Origin of the sequence: Mesorhizobium australicum (assembly GCF_900177325.1) — a bacterium.
Taxonomy (GTDB): domain Bacteria; phylum Pseudomonadota; class Alphaproteobacteria; order Rhizobiales; family Rhizobiaceae; genus Mesorhizobium_A; species Mesorhizobium_A australicum_A.
Genome location: NZ_FXBL01000002.1, coordinates 50,041 through 71,548, shown reverse-complemented (window position 1 = coordinate 71,548; position 21,508 = coordinate 50,041). Strand labels below are relative to the sequence as shown.

The 21,508-nt window shown below is 60.0% G+C and carries 23 protein-coding genes; 7 read left to right on the top strand and 16 right to left on the bottom strand.

The window, feature by feature from the left end:
• Positions 1-169 precede the first annotated feature (169 nt).
• Together B9Z03_RS00495 and B9Z03_RS00490 are read left to right on the top strand one after the other, a co-directional pair.
• Positions 170-565 carry a hypothetical protein gene (locus B9Z03_RS00495; protein ID WP_139832107.1) on the top strand — a complete coding sequence of 132 codons (396 nt, stop codon included), beginning with the start codon at positions 170-172 and terminating at the stop codon, positions 563-565.
• Position 566: 1 nt separating this feature from the next.
• Positions 567-1,031, top strand: a complete 465-nt coding sequence (locus tag B9Z03_RS00490) for a hypothetical protein (RefSeq protein ID WP_085462438.1) — start codon at positions 567-569, stop codon at positions 1,029-1,031.
• A 446-nt stretch (positions 1,032-1,477) separates the two neighbouring features.
• Here B9Z03_RS00490 and B9Z03_RS00485 read toward each other — a convergent pair whose 3' ends face one another.
• From B9Z03_RS00485 to B9Z03_RS00425, 13 genes are read right to left on the bottom strand one after another with little or no spacing between them, the layout of a single operon-like run.
• Positions 1,478-3,514 carry a type IV secretory system conjugative DNA transfer family protein gene (locus B9Z03_RS00485; protein WP_085462437.1) on the bottom strand — a complete coding sequence of 679 codons (2,037 nt, stop codon included), beginning with the start codon at positions 3,512-3,514 and terminating at the stop codon, positions 1,478-1,480.
• The gene (virB11, locus tag B9Z03_RS00480; RefSeq protein WP_085462436.1) at positions 3,511-4,542 is read right to left on the bottom strand and encodes a P-type DNA transfer ATPase VirB11; all 1,032 of its coding nucleotides are present in this window, start codon (positions 4,540-4,542) and stop codon (positions 3,511-3,513) included. Before virB11 ends, B9Z03_RS00485 begins: the two co-directional genes overlap by 4 nt.
• Positions 4,523-5,740 (bottom strand): type IV secretion system protein VirB10, encoded by a 1,218-nt coding sequence (virB10, locus tag B9Z03_RS00475; protein WP_085462435.1) that lies wholly within the window; start codon positions 5,738-5,740, stop codon positions 4,523-4,525. The genes virB11 and virB10 overlap by 20 nt, the downstream gene beginning before the upstream one ends.
• The gene (locus B9Z03_RS00470; protein WP_085462434.1) at positions 5,740-6,549 is read right to left on the bottom strand and encodes a TrbG/VirB9 family P-type conjugative transfer protein; all 810 of its coding nucleotides are present in this window, start codon (positions 6,547-6,549) and stop codon (positions 5,740-5,742) included. Before B9Z03_RS00470 ends, virB10 begins: the two co-directional genes overlap by 1 nt.
• Positions 6,546-7,241, bottom strand: coding sequence for a VirB8 family type IV secretion system protein (locus tag B9Z03_RS00465; protein WP_085462433.1), 696 nt, complete (start codon positions 7,239-7,241; stop codon positions 6,546-6,548). The genes B9Z03_RS00470 and B9Z03_RS00465 overlap by 4 nt, the downstream gene beginning before the upstream one ends.
• Before the next feature lie 44 nt (positions 7,242-7,285).
• A complete protein-coding gene (locus B9Z03_RS00460; RefSeq protein WP_085462432.1) occupies positions 7,286-8,296 on the bottom strand; it encodes a TrbL/VirB6 family protein in 1,011 nt (336 codons plus the stop codon).
• Between the two features lie 9 nt (positions 8,297-8,305).
• Positions 8,306-8,530: a hypothetical protein gene (locus B9Z03_RS00455; protein WP_085462431.1), complete on the bottom strand. Its 225-nt coding sequence runs from the start codon at positions 8,528-8,530 to the stop codon at positions 8,306-8,308.
• On the bottom strand, positions 8,527-9,225 hold the full coding sequence (locus tag B9Z03_RS00450) for a type IV secretion system protein (RefSeq protein WP_085462518.1): 699 nt from the start codon (positions 9,223-9,225) through the stop codon (positions 8,527-8,529). The genes B9Z03_RS00455 and B9Z03_RS00450 overlap by 4 nt, the downstream gene beginning before the upstream one ends.
• Before the next feature lie 11 nt (positions 9,226-9,236).
• Positions 9,237-10,301: a lytic transglycosylase domain-containing protein gene (locus B9Z03_RS00445; RefSeq protein WP_085462430.1), complete on the bottom strand. Its 1,065-nt coding sequence runs from the start codon at positions 10,299-10,301 to the stop codon at positions 9,237-9,239.
• Positions 10,298-12,712, bottom strand: coding sequence for a VirB4 family type IV secretion/conjugal transfer ATPase (locus B9Z03_RS00440; RefSeq protein ID WP_085462429.1), 2,415 nt, complete (start codon positions 12,710-12,712; stop codon positions 10,298-10,300). Before B9Z03_RS00440 ends, B9Z03_RS00445 begins: the two co-directional genes overlap by 4 nt.
• 2 nt (positions 12,713-12,714) lie before the next feature.
• Positions 12,715-13,014 (bottom strand): VirB3 family type IV secretion system protein, encoded by a 300-nt coding sequence (locus B9Z03_RS00435; protein ID WP_085462428.1) that lies wholly within the window; start codon positions 13,012-13,014, stop codon positions 12,715-12,717.
• Between the two features lie 3 nt (positions 13,015-13,017).
• Positions 13,018-13,311, bottom strand: coding sequence for a TrbC/VirB2 family type IV secretion system protein (locus B9Z03_RS00430; RefSeq protein ID WP_085462427.1), 294 nt, complete (start codon positions 13,309-13,311; stop codon positions 13,018-13,020).
• 54 nt (positions 13,312-13,365) lie between these two features.
• On the bottom strand, positions 13,366-14,217 hold the full coding sequence (locus tag B9Z03_RS00425) for a lytic transglycosylase domain-containing protein (protein ID WP_244561603.1): 852 nt from the start codon (positions 14,215-14,217) through the stop codon (positions 13,366-13,368).
• A 174-nt stretch (positions 14,218-14,391) separates the two neighbouring features.
• On the opposite strand from B9Z03_RS00425, the gene B9Z03_RS00420 reads away from it, so the two are divergent.
• From B9Z03_RS00420 to B9Z03_RS00395, 5 genes are all read left to right on the top strand, one after another.
• Positions 14,392-14,994: a hypothetical protein gene (locus B9Z03_RS00420; protein WP_085462426.1), complete on the top strand. Its 603-nt coding sequence runs from the start codon at positions 14,392-14,394 to the stop codon at positions 14,992-14,994.
• Positions 14,991-15,527: a thermonuclease family protein gene (locus B9Z03_RS00415; protein WP_085462425.1), complete on the top strand. Its 537-nt coding sequence runs from the start codon at positions 14,991-14,993 to the stop codon at positions 15,525-15,527. The genes B9Z03_RS00420 and B9Z03_RS00415 overlap by 4 nt, the downstream gene beginning before the upstream one ends.
• Positions 15,524-16,219, top strand: a complete 696-nt coding sequence (locus tag B9Z03_RS00410; RefSeq protein ID WP_085462424.1) for a thermonuclease family protein — start codon at positions 15,524-15,526, stop codon at positions 16,217-16,219. Before B9Z03_RS00415 ends, B9Z03_RS00410 begins: the two co-directional genes overlap by 4 nt.
• A gap of 1,102 nt (positions 16,220-17,321) precedes the next feature.
• Positions 17,322-18,929 (top strand): RcgA family putative transporter, encoded by a 1,608-nt coding sequence (locus tag B9Z03_RS00400; protein ID WP_085462422.1) that lies wholly within the window; start codon positions 17,322-17,324, stop codon positions 18,927-18,929.
• On the top strand, positions 18,919-19,941 hold the full coding sequence (locus B9Z03_RS00395; protein WP_085462421.1) for an alpha/beta hydrolase family protein: 1,023 nt from the start codon (positions 18,919-18,921) through the stop codon (positions 19,939-19,941). Before B9Z03_RS00400 ends, B9Z03_RS00395 begins: the two co-directional genes overlap by 11 nt.
• A gap of 385 nt (positions 19,942-20,326) precedes the next feature.
• On the opposite strand, the gene B9Z03_RS00390 is transcribed toward B9Z03_RS00395, so the two are convergent.
• From B9Z03_RS00390 to B9Z03_RS29190, 3 genes are all read right to left on the bottom strand, one after another.
• Positions 20,327-20,662 carry a four-helix bundle copper-binding protein gene (locus tag B9Z03_RS00390; protein WP_085462420.1) on the bottom strand — a complete coding sequence of 112 codons (336 nt, stop codon included), beginning with the start codon at positions 20,660-20,662 and terminating at the stop codon, positions 20,327-20,329.
• Positions 20,663-20,698: 36 nt separating this feature from the next.
• Positions 20,699-21,112 carry a CopM family metallochaperone gene (copM, locus tag B9Z03_RS00385; protein ID WP_085462419.1) on the bottom strand — a complete coding sequence of 138 codons (414 nt, stop codon included), beginning with the start codon at positions 21,110-21,112 and terminating at the stop codon, positions 20,699-20,701.
• A 68-nt stretch (positions 21,113-21,180) separates the two neighbouring features.
• The gene (locus B9Z03_RS29190) at positions 21,181-21,507 is read right to left on the bottom strand and encodes a hypothetical protein (RefSeq protein WP_139832106.1); all 327 of its coding nucleotides are present in this window, start codon (positions 21,505-21,507) and stop codon (positions 21,181-21,183) included.
• Between the last annotated feature and the right edge of the window lies 1 nt (position 21,508).

Below are 21,508 nucleotides of genomic sequence, written 5' to 3'. Positions count from 1 at the left end.
GACATGCCCTTGTTGTAACGCATCCGTCGCAGGTTCCGCGCCACCACCGTCCTCAGCTTCATAACCGAGACGGAGCAGAATGCGCAGTAAACAGCGACGCAAGCATAATGAGTGCTTCCGGGAAATCCACCGGCTTACCACTTTAAATTGGACGACCTGAGCGTCAAAAATGGACGCGGTGAGCGCTGCAGCAGGAAGCTTGAAAGAGCGACGCGAAGGCGCTCCGGTGGCGTTATCGCTGCTTATCGGCTATAAGACGACCATGACCACAGAAGCTAAAGACTCGCAGGTTGACACGAAGGTTAGGAAGGCGGTCGAGGAAGTGCTCCGAGACCGGCTGGCTGACTACGGCTACACCGGAGTTAACGTTGCTCCCGGCCAGGATCGTGACGGCGATCCGGTTCTCCTGGTCGATGTGCGCTACAAGGCTCTTGATAAGCCGATCGCTTCGAAAGCAACCTTTGGCCTTGTGACGGCGATCCGCCAGCAGCTTGCAAGGATCGGCGAAACACGATTCCCTCATATCCGCCATCACTTCGATGAACAGCAGAAGATAGCAAGCTAACGTGACGGCCGAATTGATCGGCACTGCCCGGCGCCTTGCCAGGGCCAGCGCGAAGCGTCCTCGACAATCGGATCTGAAGCGCGGCGTCAGCACGGCATACTACGCCCTGTTCCATACTTTGGCGCGCGAATGTGCGGATCTGCTCGTCGGGTCGACCGCGCAAGTCCGCAGCTCGCCGGCTTGGGTGCAGGTCTATCGCTCGCTGGAACACGGGATCGCGAAGAATTCCTGCAAGAACGCGGCGACCAAGAATTTCCCGAACGGGATTCTCGTCTTCTCCGACACCTTCGAGACCATGCAGGAAGAGCGGCACAATGCCGATTACGATCCGGAGTCGCGCTACACGCGCCCTGGCGTGCTGGTCCTGATCGACAATTGTGAGCAGGCGATCGCGGCGCTAAAGGCTGAGCCTCGATCGGACCGCAAGGCCTTTGCCGTCTGGGTGCTGATGCAGAAGAAGCGCTGAGGTTGAAAGCACAACGCCCGCCGCGGGAGCAAAGATAGGGCGGACATGCCAGTTTCCGAACGAACGATCATGCCCAGCGTCGTCGTTGTAATGCCGGCGTCGCTATCTGAAATTGTACTTCGTCCATAATACAACGCTAAGTCGCATAACATAGCTTATGGAACTAAGTTTTTGATTTTGCTAGGCTATTGCCGACGTTCGGCTGATGTTCGTCAACAGCAGCAATATCGGCAAGGCGAATAAGTTCGTGGCGATGATCTCGGCCGGCTCAAACATGGTGATACCCGGAACGTTCCGCATGGCTCCTTCCTCAACCCTCTGAGGGGCTCATATGGGTATTGCTTGCTGGTCGACCAAACTGTGTCCGCCGTCGAAAGATCAACCAGGGCTATCGCGGTGGGTGCGCTTGGCTGGATGTGTTCGGGCCACGACTTGCCCGCTGCTGGTCACACAGCCTCCGCCTCAACGATCTCAAGCTCGTCAGGTATGGTAGCATCGAAAATCCGTCCCCAATTGCCTGATGTGTCGCGCGGCTTGCCGGCTTTGACCGGCTCTGTTGCGAGTGACTTCAACCGCCGTGCAGCCTTCACGAAATCCGCGTCGAGCGAGCTCAGTGTGGCGCCGTTTGCACGGCCTCGAGCCGAAGCCGTTCTGACGGCAGGTGCCGAAGCCTGGCCTTCGAGCTTGCTGGCAGGAACGTTTGAAGCTGACGAACGCCTCCTGGCGGAAGGTCTTGCTACAGTCTCGCGGCTGCCTTTCAGCTCCTCCGGCTTGGAAGCGTCGTTGTGTTCGCCAACATAGGCGCTGGTTGTCGCTGGAACCGGCCGCGGTGGCAGAAACTCGGTTGCTGGCACATCTGGCACATATGTCTGTGAGAACCTTTCCAGCTCCCGGAAGGGCGCTGTCCGGAAGAACCGCAGCTTGTCGGCGAAGATCGGCCCCTGCCCCTCGGCAAGGATCACCATCTTGTCTCCGGGCATCTGTCGCACTTCCTGCGGCATCATCAGGTCGCGCTCCCGCAGTTGCTCCACCTTGGTACGACGGTGCAGGCCCATCAGCTCGATCGTGCGGGACTCGGTCTTATATCGGACAGTGCGCTTGCCCAGGCCCTTCGAGACGGCCTCCGCTGTCACCTGGTCATTGGCGCCGAAAACCAGCTGGTAGCCGCAGTTGCCCATCAATGAATGGCGAGAGGTTTCGCCATAGATCTCGTCCAGGTTCTTCAGGTCCTGGATCACGAAGGCCATCTTGACATTGTAGCCGGCGACGTAGGGCAGCTTGGTCGTGATTTCGCTCATCTTCTTCAACTGACGGAACTCGTCGAGCAGGAAGTAGACCGGTACCGAGCGCTCCGCGTGCTCGAGCATCAGCGTATCGAGCGTTTGCTGCACGAACAGCGCGAGCAACGGTCGCAACAACGTGATGTCGGTGACATTGGGCGCGAGATAGATCGAGATTGGGCGGCGCTTCAAGGCCCGCAGGTCCATGTCGGTCACCGACGTCGCTGCCACGACGCGTTCGTTGCGAAACGGTCGCAAAGCCTTCTGGATGTCAAGGAGCGCGGAAGCGGCGGCGCGCTCGGACAGAGCGATGTAGGCGTTGAAGCTTTCCATGGTGAAGCGAGACAGATAAGGCTCGCGCTCCTGGATGAGGGTCATCATCGCCTGGAGATTGGCGCCGCTGTTAAAGAAGGATGTGACCTCGCCGAGGGTCCGATGACCTTTGTAGTAGAGGCTTTCGTTGACGTAGCTGATGGCGCCGGCGATGACCTGCTGGGCGGTCGCCTGCCAGATCGAATTCTCGGATTCAGCGACTTCCGGGACGAGGATTGCTGCTATGTTTTGGATGTCGGTGGTGCGGTCACCGCGATCCGGCCGGATGAAGTCGAGCGGGTTGTAGCGATGCGTCCGTTCCGATCCGGGCGCGAACAGGAAGACTTGGCCGCCCTTCGATTTGCGATAGCCGGCGGTGCTGCGAAAGATTTCCCCTTTCAGGTCGGTGACGATCATCGAGCCATCATGTGAGAGCGCGTTTGGAATGACGTAGCAAGCCCCCTTTCCAGAGCGCGTCGGTCCGATGATCAGGTGATGCCGATCATCGTCCACGCGAAGAACCTGGCGACCGAAACGGCCAAGGATCTTGCCTTTCTTCCCGAACCATCCATCGCGGCGGAGCGTCATGGCGGTCTGGAACCGGGCGTCACCGAGTGGGCTCGCGCTCGGTCGAAGGCCGACATAAGCGACGATCCCCGCGAGAAGAGCCGCTGGGACCACAGCGCCCAGCGCCACAATGCGCAGGACGCCGCTGTCCCCATAGGCGATCAGCTGCTCAAATGGGGCAAAGGGATTCGTGGTGATGGTCGCCTGCAGGATTCTGCCGTCTCCATAGAGCAGCTGCAAACCGAGACCATAAGCCAGCAGCCAGACGGCAAAGGCGACGGTCAGACAAAAGCCGAGATAGAAAACGCGGAGTGATCCGGTCATGGCGTATCCGTCCGCCCGCGCGCGAAGAAGATTTCCGAAACGCCGCGCCGGCCCCCTTCCCTGCGCAACTGGATCACGATCGGGATGACGCTCTGGATGTAGGAGATCAGGTCAGCCTTTGGATAGGCCGCCGACAGTCCCGACTGCATGACCATCATGGCAAGCTGCTCATAGGCCCCGAGCGGCGTGTCGGCGTGGACAGTCGACATTGAGCCCGGGTGGCCGGTATTGATCGCACGCAGGAACGCAAATGCCTCCGATCCCCTGACCTCCCCGACAAAAAGACGATCGGGTCTCATTCGTAGCGAAGCTTCGAGCAGCGACTGGATCGTCACGCTGGCCGTCCCCTGGTCGCCGCGGGAGGCGAGGAGATGCACCGCGTTGTCCTGAGGCGGAAAGAGCTCCCGCGTATCCTCCAACGTGATGATCCGCTCATGCGGGTCGACCGATTTGAGGCAGGCATTGAGAAACGTCGTCTTGCCGCTCGAGGTGCCGCCGCTGATCAGGATGGACACGCGATTGATGATGGCCGTTCGAATGAAACCGTAGATATCCTTGGCGGACAGCTGCTCGATCAACGCATGATCGGTCTCGCTGAGACCACCGACGGCGACCGTCACCTGATCAAGCGATCCTTGATCGCGATAGTCATCGAGCGTGAAGTTGCTGATGACCTGCTTGCGGATGGAAACGGCGCCGCCGTTAGCTGCCGCTGGCGGCAGTACGACCTGTATCCGCTCGCCGGTGGGCAGGGCGGCACTGAGAATCGGACTCGAGCGGTTGATAAACTGATTGGTCGTGGCGGCGACGCGTTCGCCGATGTTGACGATCTCATCGGCGGTGAGCTCTGCTATTTCATAGTGTTCCATATGGGCCGAGCCCAAGCGCTCCACATAAACCTGGCCTGGGGAGTTGATGGAGATCTCGACGACCTGGCTGTCATCGAGAAATGGCCGCAGCGGCTCAAGCGCGCGGTTCAGGAAATGGTGTTTCTCCTCTGCGGCGAAGCTAGTCGAGATTACGTTCACGACGGATCTCCCTCAGTGCCTCGGTGACGGGATCCTCGTACATGGCGGAAAAATCGAGATCCTGGCGGACGAAGACGAAGATGCGCTCGCCCTGACCGACGCTGATCGTCGGTGGAATTCGCAAGGAATCTCCTAGTGCCTGGTTGGCCATGTCGGAGAAGGTCTGCGCGAGGGTTTCGCGGGCCAACTCCTCAGCATTCTGCGCATCATCGTTGTCTCCGGCCGCGGCCTCGCTGCCGTAACCGGTCAGGTAACTGGCGCCGGCGCCGACGATCGACAGAAAAATGGCCGCTCCGAAGCGCTCCCGAAACTTCTTGTCGACGCGCCCGGTAAGGCCGGCACGACCCAGGCTGTCGGCGCCGATCGAATTCAGCCGGACCGACACCCCGTCATCGCGCAGCATGCGAGTCCAGACCACGAAGATTCTCGTCTGTCCGCGCGTGATCTCGGACTGGTACTCGCCGATGAGCCGGGTGCCGCTTGGGATCAGAACGCGTCTACCGTCAAAGGAATAGACGTCCTGCGAGACGATCGCCCTCACCTGGCCCGGCAGATCGCTGACGATGGCCGTCTCGAGAATCCCGGGGATCAGCGTGCCTTCCGGAACAAGCGCATCGATGCGCCCGATCTTCCTCGCTCTGGCGCTACGGTCCCCAATGCTGGCTGCCGCGGCAAGGAACTTGCTGCTGCGATCCTCACCGGCGACGGTAAGCCCCTCCCCTCCGTTGCCAGTCAAATTGCCTTGCTCGCCGGCGGACGCATTGTCGATGACCACCAGCTTCGAGCGGAAGCGCTCTGGGAACTCTTCCACCGGCGGCTCAGTCGCCTGCTGTGGCGGTGGAGGTGCGCCTGGCACGGGCGGCGGTGGGACGTCGAACTCGGTGGTATCGACCTCTTCGGCCGGAGGTGGAGGCGGCGGCGGCGGTATTTGCACGACTTCCGGCGCCGGGGGTTCCGGCTCGGGCTCGCCCTCGCGCACGAAGGACGGTGGACGAAATGTGGTTGTGGTGAATTCCTCGTCGCCGTCGAGCATGTCGCGGACCGGCGGTTGCCTGCCTGCGAGAACCAGATAGCCGGCGACTAGGCCGAGTAGCAGCAAGACTGCGCCACCGACCAGTTGCTTACGTCGAACGGCATTATCGGCAATGACCGGATCGTCGCCCTGACCAAGGGCCTCGAGTTCGGGGGAGCGCTTCATCAGTTTCCGCTCCGACGCCTGCGCTTGGCCTTGTCATCTTCAACCGGCCCGAGGATTGCCGGATCCGGCGCTGCGAAATCCGGCTTTCTGAGATTGAAGATGCAGATCCACTGATCGCCATCCCGCAAGGTGAACTGGGTCGCCGTCCCGTCGACGACGACGTACTCCCCTTCCCTGCGGAAGTTTCGAAGCGTTTCGGAGAAATCCGAGTTGACCGCGAAAATCGCTGGAACGCGGCGATCGAACTTGAAGAAGGTCTTGTTGCCGTCATCGAAGACCATGAGCGGCTTCAGGCGGGCATCACCCGAGAACGAATAATCGATATTGACGTTGGCCTTGTCGATACCGGAGATGTTCGGCCAGGCCGCTCGCTGCTCGGCCTCCCGCCGCAAGGCGGCGTTGAGGTTCTTCTCCGGATAGTGGAAGCGGATGCCAAAAACCTTGCGGCCGGCCTCGGGCGCGAAATCGTGCAGTTCGAGATAATAGATGCGCTTGTCGGTCACGACGTTCATGTTCGTCACGACGTCCTTGGCGATCGGCTTGACGAAGAGGATGTTGCCCTTCTCGGCTGGGACGACCTGCCAGCTTTCCGTGTCGCCGAGCGAGATCGTTTCGAACTTTTCGTCCTCGTCGAAGATGATCATTGTCGAGATGCCGTAGGTCGCGAAAACCTGGACGACGTTGTTCTCCTGGTAGGTGACGCTGGTCACCCGTGCATCGAGGGAGCCGCCCTTCGGGGTCTGCGCCGCCAGCGCTGGCCAGAGAGAGCCGCACAGCATCAGCACCGCTGTCCAGGAGCGGCCCCTCATTGCGCATCTCCGGGCGTGACCGTTTCCTGATCCCGACGGTAGGAATAGACTTGGAACCCCAGAGGGTTTTCGAAGCGCCACTCGTTGCGGACCGGCGTATCGGTGTAGCGGAAGCGCACGACGGAGATCCAATGACGGACGACCGATTCCGTGTCGCTGCGTTCGTTGGTGGAGAACCGGACGATCGCCGTGCTGGCGTTCGGAAACGTCACCGACTTGATCTCGACGAGTACCCGCTTCAGCCGGCCATAGACCTTCGTGGGATTCTGCGCATTTGCCGCACTGTAGAGGGTCTGCAGTTCGCGCGCCGCCTCGTCGGCGGACAGGAGCGCCGCGATACCAAAATTCTCGGTGATGGCGTAGGGGTCGTAACCTTCGCGGGCACGGATGTAGCGCACGACATTGGCTTGTGTGATCGCCTGCTGCTCGGTGAGACTGGCCGGCCGAGTCAGACCGGACTTGACCTCGATGTAGCCTGTTGTCTGGTCGACGGTGACGACATAGGGCTCGAAGCTCTTCAGAGGCAGCATCAGCACTACTGCAAGCAGGCTGAGCAGTGCGATCCCGGCAAAGACGATCGAAAAGAACCAGGCGACGCGCGCCGAGCGCTTCGCCCGTTTGATGATCTCCTGCTCCCAGATATCGCCTTGCTGGAAATAGGACCGCAGCGCGGATTCGGACTTGTCTGCCATCCTTGCCCTTTTCTTTTTTGTCGGAATCCACCACCAACCTGGCGTCAGCTTTGCCGAGGCGTTCCATTGGACGTGATCGCGCGCTGCATGGAGGCACCCGCCCCATTCTGCCGTGGTGCGTGGAGTCGAGCCTGGACGCGATGGACCGCCGCCTGCGTCTGGCGCGCCGACTGGCCGATCGCTTCGCGACCCCAGAAAATTCCTTGCGTGGTCATCTGTCGCGACCGAGGCCCGATCGGCGTCGCCAACCCCCCAGCTATGCCTTGTGCGAGGGATTGCACCTGCAGAAGAACAAAGCTGCCAGCAAGGCAAAGCATGATGAAAGCAGCAAAGTCACTGAGTTTCAGCTCGCGATTTCCGGAGATGCTATCGATCGTCGTCAGCTCCGGCTCCATCGCCGCAATCAGGAAGGCGGCAATCACATAGACGAACAGCGGAATGATCGCATAGAGCAATGACTGGTTCAGCCATCCCATGGCGTAACTGCGAGTCGCATCGAAAAAGAAGCAGGCAATGAAGATCGGCGCTGTACCCAGCAGCACCCACAGCACGACCTTGGCCAGGACGAGAATGCCCAGCGCGATGGCGACGAACAGGCCGGCAAAAACCATGATGATCATGCCGATCAAAGCGGGCAGAACGGACAGATAGCCTGCCTGCTCCGAGAACGCCGCTGCGGCGGTATTCGCGGTCTTCCAGATCTGCGACAGCCCATTCGTTGGCTCGGTCACGCCCGTGCCGGATGCCGCCAGGATGGCGCGCCCCGCCGCCTCCGGCACGGTGGTCAGCCAGTCATAGACAAGATCGTTGAAATTGGACCAGGTGCCGACCAGGATCAGAATGACGAAGACGCGCACCAGGCGGCCAATGATCTCCGCGACGCTGAGACGTGACGTTCCGAGGAACAGCTGCACGCCATAGAACAGGACCGCAAGGACGAAGAGCAGGCGAAGCAGCGGCTCGAGATCCTGGCTTAGTGCCTCGTAGGCGCTTCGCGAGAAATTCTGCCCCGAGGCATCGATCCGATCCAGCAGTTCGCCAATAAAATCGTCCACCACCCTGCCCTATTCTTCGTGGCCGGTCGCCAAATTCTGGATTGCCGCCAATGCCGCTGCACGGTCCGAATTGACCGAGGTCATCGGCCCGCACTCGTCCCCCGTGCTGGCATAGCTGGACAGATTGGCCGGCCGTTTGCACGGCGCCGCCTTCTCGCGCGCGGTGCCACATCCGCTGCTGAGAATGGCCAGCGCGAACACAAGAGCGTTCGAAATCCATTGCCGCCCTTTCATTCGTACCGCAGCGCTTTTTTGGTGTTCGACATGTCGGTCAGCTTGCGCTGGTTCTCGGCGTGCAGCGACTGAACGCCGGCGTTCAGCACGCCGATCATCTCGTTCAACGTCAGGCCCGTCTGAACCTGAAGCTGCGTGTTCTGGTCGATCGAGCCCTTGATGTCCTCCGCCTTTCCGATGTCACCGCCGGCGGTTTCGAGAGCGGAGCGGCGCGTTTCGACCGCAGCTTGAGAACCGGTGATCAGGGCCGACACGCCCATCACCGTTTTCATGAGCTCTTCGTAGGATTTGTCGCTCGCCAGTGAGCTGTTCTCCTTCCCGGAGAGGGAGCGCACCAGCTGCAGGCCGTTGATGAACAGCGTCGCGGCTTCCACCACCTTGGGGTCTAGCGACCCGAAATCGGCGATCCCGCCCTTCAGTATGCTGTCGAAGGACGGCATGGAGGAGACGGAAAAACCGTTGCCGATCGCGATATCCTTGAGGGGACCTGCGTCACCGCCTCGGTCGCCGGTGACCGCTTTCAGGGTCTCCTCAACCGTTGTGAGAATCTCCTTGTTGGTATCGAGGATATTGCCGGTCTTTTCGGCCGTGTCCCGCGCGACCGCGTAGTTCGTCTTGTCGATGACCGGGATATCGGCGGCAGCCGGCGCGATCCCCGCGCCGACCAATGCCAGGAATGCCAATGAACGTTTCATGTCGATCTCCTTCACTGAGTCTCGAGAAGCAGGTCCGCTTGGCGGTCGATGCGCTGGACACATGCCTTTGCGTCGGCATCCCAGACAAAGCCCTCGCGCTCGTCGCAGAAGCCGGCCACCGGCCGATCGTCGTCATCGTTGCCCGTCTCGTAGCGGGTCGATCGATTGGTGCCGGACAGGTCGCCCAGTGTCATCGCGTTGCTGGAATTGGTGAGATCGGCGAATGCCGTGCCGAGCAAAACAAGCCGGTTGATCAGCTCAATGTTGGCGTTGCGCGCACCCGAATTGTGATCCCAGCTGTCCTGGATCGTGCCGGCACTCATGTCGCCAAGTTGCGTCAGCCAGGACGTAACGTCGCCGGACCCCTCCCCGATCGCCGCGGTCAGGCCCATTGCGTTGATCGTGCTGGTCCGGACGCCCCCATAGGCGCCGCCACCGCCATAATTGAGCGGAATGCCGGACTTGTCTGAGCCGCCGAAGGCCGGCAGCCACCTCTGGGTTATGTTGGCGACGTAGCCCTGGGTCTCCTTGAACGGCGGGATGCCGCCATATTTGTTCACGTTGCCCGCGCCGGCATTGTAGGCGGCAAGTGCCAGCGAGACATTGCCGTTGTATTTTCGAAGCTGCTGCTTGTAGTAGCGCGCGCCGCCGCGCAGGTTCTGCTCGATATTGTAAGGATCGACGCCGAGATCGCCTGCGGTTCCCGGCATCAGCTGGGCAAGCCCGATCGCGCCCGCTGGAGATTTGGCGCAGGGGTTGAAGCGGCTCTCTTGATAGACGAGCGCCAGGAACTGGTTTTCGTCTACGCCTTCCTCACGCGCGATCCGGCGAACCAGGCCGGCGATCGCAGGGTTGGCATTCGCGGCAGCGACAGGATCATCCTTCCGGCCGGGCCGGTACATCGAGCACGTCACGCTCTGATTATTGACGTAGCGCTCCTCGTCGACCTTTTCGATCTCGCCGGTCTTCCGGTCACGCTCCTCGCGCTCGTCGAGCACCGTGCCGTCGATGGTCGGGATATCGGCAAACGCAGGCGATGCCGCAAAGATCAGTATGAGAGAAAGACGTTTGATCATGCTGGAACCTGCCAGCCGCAGAAAGCAGGCAACCACTCTCGCGGATCGTCGCCGAGATGTGCGCGAAGTGCGGCACACTGCTCGATCGTCTCCTTGCGGCCGGACATCACGCGAACGAGATCCGGCATGGAGGTGAGGTCGAGCCTGGCGATGACGGAGTCGTTGCCGTGCTTGATTAAAAATGTCCGCCGCTCAGGCGGCGTGTTGCGAATGAAGGCGTACTCCTTGGCGGTCAGTCCGAACCGCCGAATGTAGCTTTCCTCGTCCGCGCGCGGGTTGGGGAAATGCAGATTGGTGGCCGACTGCTCGATCAGCGTGTGCGACTGCGACGAACGCGCAATGTCGGCCGCCGACTGTGTGCCGAACCCCACGATCCCGTTGAGCTTGCGGATCGTCTTCATCTTGTCGACGATGTAATTGGAGAAGACCGGATCCTGCAGAAGCTTCCAGCCTTCATCCATGAAGATGAGGACCGGTTCGCCGGTGAGCAGCTCGTCCAGCCGGTGGTAGAGGTACATCAGCGCCGGCGTGCGCACCTCCTGGTTGTCGAGGATGTGCGTCATGTCGAAGCCAAAGATCCTCCGACCTGAGAAGGACAGGACGTCTCGCGGCGCGTTGAAGAGCCAAGCCTTCTCGCCCTCGAACCATGGACGCAGACGTGACTGGAGATCGTTGGCGTCGGAGCGTGCGCGGCCCATCAACAGGCCGGAAAGGTTGGCAAGAGTGCGCTGCTCGACCGGCTCCTGGCAGATGCGTCCGATGGCGCGCTCCAGCGTGTCCTCTTCCTCCTGGGAAAAGCCGTGGCCGTCTGCAGGATCGAGCATGGCCTTGAGGAGACGATGCAGGAACTCGCGATTGGTCGCGCTGTTCTCGAGCTGCAGCGGATTGAACCCGGTCGCCACGCCCGGCTGGAGCACCTCGTAGTCGCCGCCGACGGCGCGGACAAAAATCTCGGCGCCGCGGTCCTTATCGAAGAAGACGGCCCGCGGCTCAGGCGATATGCGGAAGGCCTGCGCAAGCAGGAATGTCAGCGCCACGGTCTTGCCCGATCCGGTCGGACCGGTCACCAGAAAATGGCCGATGTCGCGCTGATGGAAATTGAACCAGTAGGGCGTCTGCGACGTCGTTTCGAGGATCGAAATCGGCAATCCCCAGTGATTGCCGCGCGCCGAGCCGGTGGCGAAATTGTGCAGCGACGAGAAGCCGGAAAAGTTCGCGCTGGACAGCATGCAGGAGCGTGCGATGTAGGCGTGATTGCCCGGCAGCTGCGCCCAGAACGAGGCCTCCATGTTGAGGTCCTCGCGCAGCCAGTTGATGTTCATGTCGGTCAGGCAGGAGCCGAGTTCGGCGACCGCCTTGTCGAGGCCAGCGAGGTCGCGTGACAGGCACAACAGGCTGAAATGGTGATAGCCGAACACGGCTTCCTGGTTGAGAAGGCTGTTCAGCGCGAAATCGATATCGGTCTCGACGGTGCTGCCCGATTCATCCGACGCGTGGATCTGGCGCTGCAGCCGCGAAATGCGCTCCTGCGCGATCGGTTTGTCGGCGAGCGTGAACGACTGGGTGCAGATGAACTCGTGGTTCATCTGCAGGAGCCCGTCGAGCATCCCGGGTCCGGAGAATGGGGGATACTCCTTGATCGACAGCATGGCACCGAAACGGTTCTCCGCCTCGGTCGGACCCTGCGCCTGCAATGTTCGCTTTGAGAAATGCAGACGCGACGTCCCGACATAGCTGCGGATACCCATGCGGGGCAGGCGCATGTCGCGCGCGATGCCACAGGTGAGCAGCGTGTTGATGAAGGCGCAGGGTTCTGAGTACGGCTCTCCGTTTCGGTAGACGACGCCAAGCGGACGCGCGCCGTACTTTTGCAGTTCACGCGTGACGTTGCCCACGATCTCTTCGAGATCGTTGATGCGTTCGTGCAGTCGCTGCTCAAGGACTTCCCTGCCGGAGGAGCGATCGAGCAGTCGCGAAAAACCTTCGGCAGCGCCGAGCGCTCCACGCATTCCGGAGCGGACGATCGTGAGGTAAAGCTCGTTAGTGAACATGCGCTTGTCGCGCAGCGATGCCATATAGCGGGTGTTCACAAGATCGCAGAACGGATCCGAGAAGGTCCCGCCGATCGAGGGCTTGACCTCCTTGCGGATCACCGTCGACCAGAGAGAATAGCGGCTCGAGCCGAGCGCTCGGATCAGCGTGTTCTGCACAGCCGCGCGCATATTGAGCTCGGCCTGATCCTCAGTCTGAAAGAACAAACCGTCTAGCTTGATCACCGAAAGGATCGCACCGCTTTCGAGCCCGATGACGGTGTCGGCGACATGGCGCAGATAGGGAATGTGGGTCGACATCGGCCGTTCGCGCCGGCGCTCACGGCCAAATCCCAACTCTTCGGCGACGACGTTCAGCATGGTCAGGGTCCGTACGAGTTGGTGCGCCAGAACAGCCGGTTGGGAGTCCGCGGCGTGCGGCGGCCGACCACCTGAGCAAGATCGAGGATCCGGATGTCGCGACTGCAGAAGGCGAAGAGCGCGAGATAGATCAGCGGGGCAATCAGCGCCGACCAAAAGCTCGTGCTCACCAGGAAGGCGATCAGCGTGAACCCGACGATGATGTAGAAGGCGTTGAGCGGGATACCCCACATCATGGGCGGTCGGGTAAGGCCGATCACGAGCGGGGTCAGATGGGGCTTTTCGTCGGTGAACTCGACCATGGCTCAGTTCCCGACGGCGGCGATCATCTCGTCGACGATCGCCGGTGCGCCAAAGACGAGGCCGATTCCGAGCACGACCGCGCCGGCTGTGAACCAGGAGAGACGTCCGGCGAACGCAAGGAAGCCAAGTGCGATCACCGCGATGATGGCGAGCAGCCGCCCGAACGGGCCGGTGATGAAATCCACGATCATCTGGACAGCGGTTTCCAGCGGGGCAAAGGCACCAGACGATTGTGCGAATGCCGGCTCGGCAAACACCAGACAGATGGCCAGTATCGTGGCGAATGCTATCGGCATTGGCACTGGCCGAGCAGCAGGTGAATAGGAAACGTCGTTCATGGTGGCCTCCGGCTAGAAATGCATGACACCGCCGACCCACTGGCGGCGTTCGCGCGACGTGATGACTCCGCGGGCGGGGGTTGATTGCTGCTCATCAGCAAAATCGTGCGCTCCGCTCGCAGTCGCACCGCTTCCTTCGAGACCCATCTGGATGTTGAGGACCTCGGCGACGTACCGAAGAGTTTCCCTGAACGGGGGAATTCCGACATGTTCGCGCACGCGGCCCTCTCCGGCGTTGTAAGCGGCAGCGACGAGAAGCGGATTTTTGAATTCGTCGGTGAGCTCGCGGAGATAGCGGACTCCACCATCGATGTTCTCTTCGGGATCGCAGATATCGGTCACACCGAATCGCTCGGCCGTCGCCGGCATGAGCTGCATTGGCCCGCGCGCGCCCTTTGGTGAATTGCGCAGCCGGTCGAGCCGGCTTTCCGCGGTCACAACAGCAAGGGCGAACCCTGCGTCGACATTGTGCCTTTGTGAGGCCTCGATGACGAGGCGCGTGATTTCGGCGGATGTCGCGGGCGACGGCCCGCACTCCGGCATCCCGGACAGAACGCCACTATCAAAATGATTGTCGTCAGGTTCAAACCCGACGACCTCGGATGCTGGCATGCCGATCGGCTCGGGCGCCTGATGCCGGGGAACGATCCGACCGCCCTCCCCCAGCGCATAGTCGTCCGGCGACCGGGCCCAACGGGCTTCGGAAACCGTGTCGGCCGAGGATGCAACGTCATCCTCTTGCCGACTTTGTCGAGCCTCGTGGTGCTGGAACAGTGTGGATGCAGCAAGCTCGGACGCCAATGCTGCGTGGTCCGCGACAACGCATATGCTCGTGAGGATTGTCACGGCCAGGAGCGGCGCCATCGACGGTGATTTTGCTTGCCTTCCCATGGGTCCGCATCCAAGGCCTTTGTGACTGTAGATGCGAGAATGGTTAGGCGAGAGAAAAAACAATGTCAATTTGATTGTGATTTTTCTTGCAAAGAGACAGGAGACGGGTCAGTGTCAGCCGAAGTGACAACTTGGAGGCGACTGCAGATGAAGCGTGCAGTCAGGTGCGTGGCAGCGATCAGCGCATGCCTGCCGGCCTATGCGGCAGGGCCGGTGGACGAAGCCTACGTCCGCTCGCTGGCCGCGCCCGGGAAAACCGTCCTGGTCATGGAGTACTATGACGGCCAGGGGAACGTGTCCGAACGCAAAGGCTATGCGTCGGCGTCTGGATTCAAGGCGGTCTCGGCGACGGACTTTCGGGTCGATGCCGATCTGACTGTGCACCTCTACGGAATCGAGCCGTGCTCGGGCGACCTGGTCAATCGTAAGGAGGGATTTGCCGGATCCTGTGACGACTACGCTCGCCAGGGTCTGGCAACGCTGCTTCAGTCGCCCCGTGTGATCTACTGCCGTGCCTTTTTCAGCGAGGCTGGCGCAGAGGCGCAGGACGCAACCTGCTATGGCTACTACAACTACCCGGGCAGCCTCGACTCTATCGACATGTTCGAGGAGCAACTGGTCTCGCTCGGTACTCACCGCATCGCAAAGCGGCCGGACGGGACGCCCACAAGAGCTGATCTGAGAGAGGCCGAGAACATCGGTCGCCGCGGCTACGGCATGTGGGCAGATCCAAGGGTTGCGAGCGAATGAAGTCCCCTGCCCTCTTCTTGTCGCTGACCATCGGCTTGACGCCGGCAACGGCCGCGCCGCCGGAGGGCTACTTCGAGCTGAAACCAGGCGTGACGCTCGAAAGCGGAGACAGCTGGCGGGACGGCGATCAACACTTTCGCCTGTTCGGCGTGCAGGCCTGCCTGCGCGGCACAGCTTACACCGATAGGTCGGGCGCTCGCCACGACTGCGGCGAGGCCTCTTTGGCAGTGTTTGCCGCCTACATCGCGGATACAGGTCCCGTCTGTGCGCAGGTCGCGAAATCGGCCGGAGCGGTCCTCGTGTCCTGCTACGCCACGATCGGCGCCGACCGGCTGGACCTCGCCAATCTAATGATCTCCTCCGGCTTTGCCTTCGCCTCCCTCGACGGACGCGGCCTGCCACACCACACACCCTACGCGGTGGTGGAGCAGGCCGCGCGGGAAAAGAAGGTCGGTCTCTGGCAATTCGACGATGTCCAGCATCCGGCGCTCCTGCTCGGTCAAAGTGCAACCCGTGGAAGCACGTCGCCATGACGTCGGTTCCTGTCAGGTCGAGTGTCGTGGCTCTGCTGCTGACCGCCCTGCCCTATCCGGTCCACTCCGCGGACGTCGTCCGCGGTCAAAGACGATCGCCCGTTGAAGCAAGCTCGGTTCTCGAACTGAGCGAGGCAAGACGAATCGTCGGCCGGACATCTGTTATCGATGGCCGAACGCTTTGGTTCCCAAACGGCCGACACAAGGTACGACTGGCGTCGATCGACGCCTGTGAACTGCCACAATGGTCCTACGATCCTCGTCGCCACGGCACGAGCGAAATCCCGAAACCGGTGCCGTGCGGGCCTCTCGCGAAAGCGTGGCTGAAGCGCACGGTTGGCAGCGCGCAAGTAACCTGTATCGTTCGGAATCACGATGCCGACGCCGCATCACTCGGCCACTGCACGGTGCGCGGTCGGGATTTGGCACTGGAAATGCTGCGCGTCGGCTGGGCGCGAGTGAACCCGCCGGCGCCAGCTGAGTATCTGACCTGGCAGAACTACGCCATGTCTGCCCGGCACGGGATGTGGGCCACCTATGTGCTCGACATGCCCGAGTGGCGACGCAAGGCCGTGGACCGGACGCTGACCAGAAAGCCTATCGCTGATTTCAACCTGCTCGCTGAACGCGAAAGCGAGATTTCACCGCCGTTCGAGGATGCGCACAGGCGCCCGAATCGAACAGACCGATAGGCTGATCGAAGGAGAAGTCCCCATGAACCGAGTCAGGCTGACTGCCATAGCGACAATCCTCGCTGCGGCGACGTGGATATCGTCCTCCAACCGTGCTGAGGCGAGTGAGTGGGGATGCGAGGTGCTCTTGTGCGCATCATCCTCGCACCCGTCCTGGCGAGGCGTGCCGGCCTGTCGCCCTCCGATGGATCGGCTAATCTCAGCAATGGGCAGATGGGGCTTTTCGTGGCCCACTTGCCCCGAGGCTGGGACTGGCAAACCCGGCCACGAAGTTTACAACGTGTGTCCCGCAGGCTGGAGGGTTGGTTCCAGAAACCGCGATCATGGCGGTGATCAGGGCGACCTTTGCATTCAGATTCGGAACAGCTGTCCGTCGGGCTTTGGCGGTCGCGACGGTTGCGAGCAAACCGTGACGATGCCCCGCCCATTACGGGAAGATCCGTACTATTTCGACATTCGGGACGACGCCGGCAATGTCACGCGACATTGGTTCAACCTTAGGCACTAGCCGCCTCGGACGCGACTTTTTGAGTTCCCGTCATCCTCCCCACAAAATCGCGTTAGTTTCCCAACTGCGCGAATTGCCCTCGATGAACCCTGCCCCTCACCTGCGGAGGAAGCGGGTCAGACTGTCCTTGTGAGAACGGAGCGTTTCCATAACAGCCCCGACATCTTCTATTTGCCGTGGAGATCCATCCGCGATCATGTTGGCCATAACGTAAATGAGCTTGCAGCGAGCATCTTCCGCGGTCGAGGGAACGATGGCGACCAGTCTCGCCAATGCCCGTCGCTCGCGCCATCGCACAAAGATTAACATGGGGCAATATAGAAGTGACCAGCCGAGCCACGCGCGTTGTTCGAGCGCTGCCCGTTGAGAGCGTGCTCGCCTATGGTTTTCGATTATCGGCGAAATCGTGCTTTTGGAGGCATCGAAACGTTCGCCCATTTTCTCGTCCTAGAAGTTGTGGGGCTGGTTAGCCCGTCCCTTGATTCGTCCCTTTCCCACCGCCCATCGAGACGCCATAAAATCGTTGATCAAGACCGATGACACGATAGGATATGAAGAGTAGCGAAACGGAACGAAATCAGGGCATGTAAGATATTGTTTTTAAACGGAAAGTTATTTCTTCCACCGCCTCAGGATGGGAGTGACTTCAAGGAGTTGTTCAAGCGGTTAGCCGCTGCGGGAGCGGGGCGGCCGTTGGGCAGCGATGGGTTTCCTGCAGGCCCATGGACGCCGGAGCTTCTTGCGGAGGCGATTTCTCAGATCGATTCCAACGGGATTGGGGTCGATCTACGAACGGTCCAGCTCTGGTTTCAGGAGAACGACAAGGGAATTAGCGCTGCCAATATCCGTTGGCTTGCCAGGGTTTGTGGCTGCGATGATCCGGGTGCGACAAGCCAATGGCAGATCGAACTGAGTGCGGCACAATCGAAGCTGACGGCGAAGAGGCGAGAATTGAAGAACGCCGGCGCCGGCGTTGCCGGGTCGGCTCCAGATCTATCAACAGCTGCGAGCTTGGAAGATCAGTCAGGCCACTCACCGGAGCTGGATACTGATGCAAAGGGGGCCGGGCGGCGTTTTGGTTTGGCGCAGAGATCTGAGGCGCTCTTTAGCCGCGGATCCCCCTTGAACTTGCCGGCGTCGGTGTTTGCGGGTTTCACTGCCCTTGGTTTCTTATCCTACATTTTAGGAATTCACAGCGTGACCCATGCCCGGGCCGATGGCGTCCTCAAGCAGGTTGGATTTCTGTGGACAGCAAATTGGACGTTCGTCTTCATGGTGTTCTTGCCGCTCTTTGTTGCTGTCGTGGCTGAGTTGGTCACCTTTTGGAAACAAGAAGGGCGTGTAGCGCTCTTGCCCGAGGTCGACCGATTGGAAAGCGACGACGGATGGGCGCGCAACGTCGAATCGTCGGCGTATTCGTACTGGGCGGTGTTCTTGATCTGTGTACTGTTTGCCGGTCTTCTTCAGTGGGTTGGCGTGTGCTTGGTTCCACTCCTAGAGGGCGGTGGAAACTACGCTATCGATTGGGGAAAAATAGCGATTGTGCGTCCTGATATCATATCGGTGCCCGTAGCCGCCGCATTCACGGGATTTGCTTATCTCTATATGAGTCTGTGTTTTTATCTGTTTTTTGCAGGCCTAATTTTACTTTATACAGTGGCACACGATCTATGGAAAATTCGACGAGATTCGAAGCACTGGTCGGAGTCAGTTGAGCAGCACGACGCGTTCCATAAAGTCGGTCACAGGGTGATTCATGCAATTTTTCGATGCACGATTTTGGGGCTTCTGATTGCCATAGCTATGAAGGTCCAAAGTGCTTATCTGGTATCGCGAGGAGAGGACATTGTAGCTTGGCTGGTCAGCGATGCGTCTTCAGCTTTCTATGGGCACGATAAGGTCGATGCCGGAATGAGCTATCGAAGTCCGACGCATTATAGTAGCTTTCTTGTTGCCCTTTCCGCCTGCTTCGTTTTTGTGGATGCCTCCATCCGCTTAGGTGGGAGATCATCCCCACGTTATTCCCCCTTTTGGGAGATGTCGGCGGTCGTGGCTATGCTCTTTACCGCCTACGTATTAACCGACGCATTTACAGGCTTTTCAATTCTTCTGGGCGTAGCACCCTTGCTTGGGATATTCGGCCTGTTCGACCCAAGGCTCGGCCGATCGAACGTAGCAGAAAGCGATCAGAGTGTACCATAGTTGGCTTGATCGATGGGATGAGCAGCGGGCGCGGCGCGGTGACGAAGGGAAGAAAACGACCGATTTCGACCTTGACGCAGAGCGTGCCTTTCCGGGTGCGAAACAGGTAACAGGTATAGAAGAATTTTGTGTCCTCGCGGACGATGCCACGGCTGATCCAACCTTTTTCGACGATCTGGGCCGCGGCGCCGATCAAAGCTTTGAAAGACAAGGCGAATGGCTCAAATTTCCATCGGACATTTCCACTGATGTCGAAGAGAACAATGTTGTCTGGGCGAGAATTACAGACAGCGGGTGCCTAGATCAGGCCTTGGTGGTTTTTCACCACTGGAACGCAAGCTCCCAGAATCGCCAGTTAGCCAGCTTTTTCTCGAATCGTGGCATCACGGTTGTCGAGATTGCCATGCCCTATCACTTTGAGCGCAGCCGACCCGGATCCCTGCACGCCGATTATATGCTTAGCGCCAACCTTGGACGAACGATCCAATCCGTAAGGCAGGCCGTATTGGACGGTCGAAAGCTCATTCGCTGGTTGAAGCGCGAAGGCTATGGAGACATTTCGATTCTCGGTATGAGCTTGGGTTCCTGGGTCGCCGGATTAATCGCAGCGCACGACCCTGCTGTGTCAAAGGCGTCACTCTTTCTAACGGCGGGAAGTCTGGCCGATATGGTTTGGACGGGGCGGGCGACACGCGCGATCCACGATAGCCTTGAGCCTGAAATTGATCTGACCCATCTCAGAACGGCCTGGGGTCCGCTTAATTTGGAGAATTACGCGCACAATTTGGCGCGGCCGGATCTCGATCTACACATTGTATTGGCTAAAAGAGACAGGGTAGTTTTGCCAGAGCTATCTCAGAGGTTCATACAACGGCTTAAGTATGCCGAAGCTCAGCCGAACATTTTGGAGATGAACTGCGGACATTATTCGATTGCCCTTCCGCCCTACATGTTGCTGGCTGGTTTGAGCTTGCAACGGTTTTTGTCCGGTGCGCATCTCGGAAAAAATTAAGTAACCGGTTCCGCTAGCGGCAACAATCTTGCCAACCCAATCCGTGGAATCAAACGCTTCCGTCACGAGGGCTGATTTGCAAGCGGAAGTGCGCTTGGTCGCGCGGCTGCCTGGTACCATCGTTTGGGTAGATGGAGCCTGCTGCTCAGCTCCATCACGCCATCACGATAGGTGGCGACGCTTCAACCATCGCCGCGGGCGTTCTGAAGCAGCCGTCCGGAGTTCACTACTTGTTTCAAGCACGAAGACAACCGATACCTATCCTGACCTTTGCGACAGTGAAGGTGCTCTGATTGACGAGATGCATGCACTTGCAGCTTCACTCGGAGATTGCCATTGGTGATTGCTGTGAGGGCAGACGTTATTGTGTCTGCCCCCGCTACAACTAGTGTGCCATGCTGCGGCACGACTGCGCGCAGGATCGGCAGGCCGCTACGCATTCCTCCATGTTACCGAGGCGCTCGCAGTCCTCGGCGCACTGGGTGCAGATTTCCGCGCACTCGGCGCAGGTATGTTTGTGGTGCGGGGAGTCCACCAGCATGAAGTGGGCCGATGTCCTGCAAATCTCGGCGCAGGCCATCATCAGCGTGAAATGCTTCTTTTCAACGTGCTCGCCGCCCATCTCCAGGCAATGGTTCATCGCTGTCGAGAGGCACACTGAATAGCAGCGCAGGCATTCCTCGATGCAGGCTTTCATGGCGGGGTCGGTATGATGATGCATGATAGTCTCCTATAAGTGGGGTCATAGTTCAGCGTTTCACTTGGTGTGGGAGCCGACCCACTGGCGGAACTCCTCGATCTCCTTCTTCTGGGCGTCGATCACCTTCTGCGCCTTGCCGCGGGCGTCCTCATCCTTGCCGAACTTGAGTTCGACCTCCGCCATATCGATCGCGCCCTGATGGTGGGCGATCATCCCGCACACAAAAGCCACGTCGGGGTCCTTGGCGGAAATGCCCTGCATCATGGCCGGATGCATCTTCATCATCGCCTGCATGTAGGCTTTATGGGCGTCATCCATGCCCTGCATGGCCGCATCGTCCATCTTCATGTTGTCCATTTTCATGGGTTCTGACGACCGGCAGCCCGCCGGCAGTGAAGTCTCCTGGGCAAATGCGACCGAGGCCGGCAGGAGGGAAAAGACGGTGGCCAGTATCAAAGTGCGCGTACGCATGTGTGTTCTCCATAAGTCTATGACGCGCCGCTGAGGGCGCAAAAAATCCTGGGCTTTCAGGGGAAATCTCAGGCCTTGGGAGGACGATCGATCCGCGGCACCCGCACGCCTTCAAAAGCCGGTCTCAGCGCACGCCCAACGACGGGGCTGAAGGCAAGTTCCAGCGGCAGCGGAGAGGAAGCGGGCAAAGCTGTCAGGCAATGCGCCGCGCAGCAAAGACTGCCGGCCGTATGAGGGCAGTCATGGCCGGCTTCTCCGGAGGACGCTTCGGCGCGGTGATGGTCCAGTGCCGGGGAGGCGTAGGAGGGCATCGGCGCAAGCAAAATGCTGGCCAGCACTAACGTAGCCAGCGCAAGCCAGCGTAAAGCCAGCCGTCCCGTTGCGTAGCGCGCCATG